This is a genomic window from Neisseria sp. P0019.S002 (assembly GCF_051957155.1).
GTDB classification, from domain to species: Bacteria; Pseudomonadota; Gammaproteobacteria; order Burkholderiales; family Neisseriaceae; genus Neisseria; species Neisseria perflava.
The window spans coordinates 1-445 of record NZ_JBQCWS010000145.1 but is presented as its reverse complement, the minus strand read 5'-3'; the positions used below and the strand labels follow the sequence as shown (position 1 = coordinate 445).

Sequence of the window (445 nt, the reverse complement as noted above, 5' to 3'; positions counted from 1 at the left end):
CTTTACCACCAGATTGTTTGGCGTGTTTGTATTCGGCTTCAACTTCTTTGCGGATGGTTTCACGGTAAGCCACTTGAGGCGCACCGATGTTTGCTTCCACGCCGAATTCGCGTTTCATACGGTCAACAATAATTTCCAAGTGCAGCTCACCCATACCGGAAATAATGGTTTGACCGGATTCTTCGTCTGTACGAACACGGAAAGAAGGGTCTTCTTTTGCCAGACGGTTCAGGGCAATACCCATTTTCTCTTGGTCGGCTTTGGTTTTCGGCTCAACGGCAATATGAATTACCGGCTCAGGGAATTCCATGCGTTCCAAGATGATCGGTGCGCTTTCTGCACACAAGGTTTCACCAGTGGTAACGTCTTTCAGACCGATAGCGGCTGCGATGTCGCCAGCGCGTACTTCTTCAATTTCAGTACGGTCTGCAGCAGTCATTTGTAC

At 49.0% G+C, this 445-nt stretch carries 1 pseudogene; it reads right to left on the bottom strand.

Going from position 1 to position 445, the window contains the following annotated elements:
* Positions 1–445: pseudogene (gene fusA / locus ACTHTY_RS12010) on the bottom strand (elongation factor G); the annotation flags it as partial.